5 protein-coding genes are annotated in these 3,819 nt (G+C 64.2%); 2 read left to right on the top strand and 3 right to left on the bottom strand.

Annotation, left to right across the window (positions count from 1 at the left end; all coding sequences use genetic code 11):
• Both VF515_09230 and VF515_09225 read right to left on the bottom strand, forming a co-directional pair.
• Positions 1–593 (bottom strand): aminotransferase class III-fold pyridoxal phosphate-dependent enzyme (locus VF515_09230; protein ID HEX7407816.1); only part of this gene is annotated, 593 nt, incomplete at its 3' end.
• Between the two features lie 3 nt (positions 594–596).
• Complete coding sequence (locus tag VF515_09225) at positions 597–1,994, bottom strand: acyl-CoA reductase (GenBank protein HEX7407815.1); 1,398 nt, start codon at positions 1,992–1,994, stop codon at positions 597–599.
• 561 nt (positions 1,995–2,555) lie between these two features.
• On the opposite strand from VF515_09225, the gene crcB reads away from it, so the two are divergent.
• Positions 2,556–2,930 carry a fluoride efflux transporter CrcB gene (crcB, locus tag VF515_09220; protein ID HEX7407814.1) on the top strand — a complete coding sequence of 125 codons (375 nt, stop codon included), beginning with the start codon at positions 2,556–2,558 and terminating at the stop codon, positions 2,928–2,930.
• A 9-nt stretch (positions 2,931–2,939) separates the two neighbouring features.
• Positions 2,940–3,290, top strand: a complete 351-nt coding sequence (locus VF515_09215) for a DUF190 domain-containing protein (GenBank protein ID HEX7407813.1) — start codon at positions 2,940–2,942, stop codon at positions 3,288–3,290.
• On the opposite strand, the gene VF515_09210 is transcribed toward VF515_09215, so the two are convergent.
• The coding region (locus VF515_09210) for a hypothetical protein (GenBank protein HEX7407812.1) at positions 3,265–3,819 on the bottom strand (555 nt) is incomplete at its 5' end. The two genes, VF515_09215 and VF515_09210, sit on opposite strands and share 26 nt — an antisense overlap.

Raw genomic sequence — 3,819 nt, 5'->3', positions numbered from 1 at the left:
ACGCCGCCTTCGCCTTGCACCGGTTCGACGATCACCGCCGCGACGGACGTGTCGATCCGTCGCAGCGCCGAGACGTCATCAAACGGGAGCATCTCGACCCCCGGCAGCAAAGGTTGGAACGGTTGCTGATAGATCGGATTGCCGCCGACCGACAGCGCCCCGAAGGTGTCGCCATGGAATGCCCCATCAAACGCGATCAGGCGTGATCGGCCGGTGAATTTGCGTGCCGTCTTGAGCGCGCCCTCGACTGCTTCCGTCCCGCTGTTGGCGAAGTAGACAACGGAGAGGTCACCAGGCGTGATCGCGGCGAGACGCCGGGCCAGCTCCACCTGCGGTTGCTGCACCATTTCGCCGTACACCGACACGTGCAGGTACGATGCGACTTGCTTCTCGATGGCCTGGATGACCACCGGATGCGCGTGCCCGATGTTGGCGACACCCATCCCGGCGAGTAAATCGAGATACTCACGGCCATCGGTATCCCAGATCTTCGTGCCCCGCGCACGGGTGACCACGATTCCCAACGGCTCCGCCGAGGTCTGACACACATGACGGAAGAATCCGTCCTTCAGGTTGTCTTCAAACGTTCCCACGCTCTACACTCTCCCCCCACGCCCCTCCGTCACTGTCCACTCGACCCAATCCGCGACGCGCGGCCGGCCTCCTTGCCGCCAGGAGAGCGGTGGCCGCTGCATCTCTCCGATCGGGCAAATCCGGTGCACGCCGCAGCTCCCGAGCAGTGTGGAGAGGGACGCCAGACGTGCTGGCGCCACGGCGATACCGGCTGCCTCCAAATGGCGTCGATGCGGGACCAGCGCCGCCGGCAGTTCCGAGAGATCGGTGACGACTTTGATCCGCATGCACCGGTTCAAGCAGCTGGGAACGAACTCCGCACCCTTCTCGATGCTGATGCTCCAATCAGTGGAACCGGGGCTGGCCAGCAGCCCGGTCGTGCCTGGCGTGTCCTGACGCCATTCTGCCTCTTGGCGGAAGCGCAGCACTTGCGCCTGTTCATCGAAACTCAGCTGCCGCGGCGGCAGCTCGGCGGCATATCCGGACAGCGCTTCTGCCAGGTGCGCAGCGAATGCCGCCGGCGTGACGTGACCGGCATCTTCGATATAGCAGAGCTGCGGTGACAGGCAGCCCTGCTGGTCCCATAAGCAGACATCGTACGCCAGGCTGTGCGCCAGTCGTATTGCCGCGTTCCGGTCGCTCAGGCATTCTCTGCCGATGGCCGCAAAACTGCTCTTGTGGCCGTGACCGATGAAGCGCGTGCGCACTCGTGCCGCCATGGCCGCAATTGCGGCGTCGGATCCCGAGGCGACGACGACGTCGGGAACAGACAATGCCGCCTCTTCGAATTCTCCCTCTCCGCCGCGCCAGTACGCGACCACGAGACAGCGCGCCAGGTCTGGATCGACTTCACGGATCGAAGTGGCAAGGAGTGCGGGAAACACTGGATCGCCGGCGGCGCTCTTGATCAGCACGGCGGACTTGAGCACCAGCGACAGCAACACAGGCGCCGCGGCCAGGCCGGGGATGTTTCCCGACAGCACGTGGGCAATCAGTGACGGGCCGGTGGCGTGCCGCCCACCATACGTGCCGTCGAGGACACGGTAGTCACCCAGCTCGGCATCCAGCAGTGCCCGGATCTTTGCGGCGCGCAGAGGCTCGAGCAGCAGAGGCAGCCCGTGGCGCACGCTTTCGGGCGAGAAGCCGGTTGCCAGCGGCAGGATCTCCTCCGCCTGCTGCCGCAGGTGATAGTCCGGACGCAACCAGTTGGCGACGACGCAGTCGACCGCTGCCAAGATCTCGTCGACCGGGCGCCGGCGTAAGTGCTGGAGCGCCGCGGCCCGCGCACGATCGAGCAGGGACCGGAACTGGTCCGGACCCAGTCGCGGCACCTCGACCTCCACCGCCCCGCAGCGGAGGGGTTCGGATGGGATGTGGCCCTCGATTCCGGGGAGGTGATAGCTGTGGACCCGCACACTCACCTGCGGGCCGTAGCCGAAGGCCGCGCGGCGATCAAGGGCCGTGCCGGTTCCGGTCCGACCTGCCGGTGCTATCCCAATTTAGGGCAGCACTGCGGTCAGCTGTCAGCATTCAGCTGTCAGCTACAGGATTCACCGCCATCTCCTGCGGCTGTGCAAGACCTTGAACGGCCAGAGATACTCTCTCCCGTGTCAAGCCGCCTGCGGCAGTTTGCGAAATTTCGAGCCATCGAAATCGGTGTTGGTTCTGAGCATGCCGTAGATGGCGTGCAGCAGTTTGCGCATCACCGCCACCAGGGCCTGCTCTCGGTGCGAGTGCCCGTGGGTGACCAGCGGCTCCAGGAGATCGTCGACGCGCGCCGGCCGGTACCGGGGGCGCGACCTTAGAGCGGAGTTATGGCCGTGAGCCTGGACGGCTGAGTCCTGGAGAGCCCGATCTACTGTCTGTTCAACCTGTCCATACGCCGGGCAGCACGGACAGAAACCCACGACGGCTCGTACCGACAACCACGCAACCCGGCGCGGCCCGTTGCCCAGCAGCGGCTGCTGTGCTTTGAATCGGCCGTGCCTCGCACCGTTCTCGTTGGCCTTGGCGGTCTGGTGGGTTCGCTTGCTCGCTATTGGCTCGCGGGCATCATGCAGCGCCTCACTGGCTCGGATTTCCCGATGGGGACGCTCACAGTGAATGTGCTTGGCAGCTTCGTTGTGGGTGTCGTCATGATGCTGTCGCTCGAACGCGGACTTCTCAGCCCCGACATGCGCCTGCTGCTCGCAGTGGGCCTGTGCGGCGGATTCACCACCATGTCGACCTTCAGCTATGAGACCGTCGCACTACTGCGGGATGGTGAAATGGCGCTCGCGTTCGGCAACCTCGGGGCGACACTTGGCATGTGTTTCCTGGCAGTCTGGCTGGGAAGCTTGGTCGGTCGCCTGCTATAGGGCACGGTGATGCATATCGCGGGCAACGGAAAGCTCCTCCGTATCTTCGTTGGCGAATCCGACCGTTATCGAGGCCGGCCGCTGTACGAAGCCATCGTGCATCGGGCTCACGAACTTGGCCTGGCTGGCGCCACGGTCTGGCGTGGCATCGAGGGATATGGCGCGGCAAGCCGCATCCACACTGCAAAGATCCTCCGCCTCTCCGAAGATCTGCCGGTGCTGATCGAGATTGTCGATACGGAAGAAAAGATTCGCGCCGCCCTCTCGGAGTTCGATGCCATGATGGAGGCCAGCGGGGGCGGCGGGCTCATCACGCTAGAGAGCGCCGATATCATCAAGTACAGTCACGGACGCCCCTAGCCCCGGGAGCGGAAATCATTCTGCGCGAGGTCGTCACCGGACATTCGGCTGATTCCGAGTCTCCCCTTTCGCCCACAAGGAAGTCGTGTACCTCATCCTTGGAGGGTGTGAGCTCGCTCAGCGCCTTGCGCCGCTTGCGCGCCTCGATCGCCATCAGTCGCGTCACCACGGCAGTCGACTCTTTCCAGGTCGCTGGCTCCTTTCCCTGCACTTCGCGGATATATTCCTCGCTGGCCGTCCAGTAATGTACGATCGGCCAGTAGAACTCGTGCCACACCATTTCTTCATCCAGAATGTGCCGATCGAGGAGCGTCGCCACCAGTTCAAAGAATTCCAGGATCTGATCCACGTCGGCGCTCGGTTTCCCTTCGAGGAGCGACGCCGCCGCTCGCTGGCGAGCGTCCACCATGCTGGCGGACTCCCACTGCGCCTCCAGATGCCAGAGTGAGTCCAAGCCGGCCGTGAATCGGGAGTTCTGCGCTTCCTGTCGCGCTTGCCAGAACACCATGGTCGCGATCGCCACGGCGGC

This window comes from Candidatus Binatia bacterium, assembly GCA_036382395.1.
Taxonomy (GTDB): Bacteria; Desulfobacterota; Binatia; order HRBIN30; family HRBIN30; genus JAGDMS01.
The sequence above is the reverse complement of the archived record's forward strand: the minus strand, read 5'-3'. Positions and strand labels throughout refer to the sequence as shown.

Excerpts from the sequence above, each read along its gene's own strand:
- VF515_09215 (HEX7407813.1), top strand. The coding sequence starts at position 2,940 with ATGCATATCGCGGGCAACGGAAAGCTCCTCCGTATCTTCGTTGGCGAA.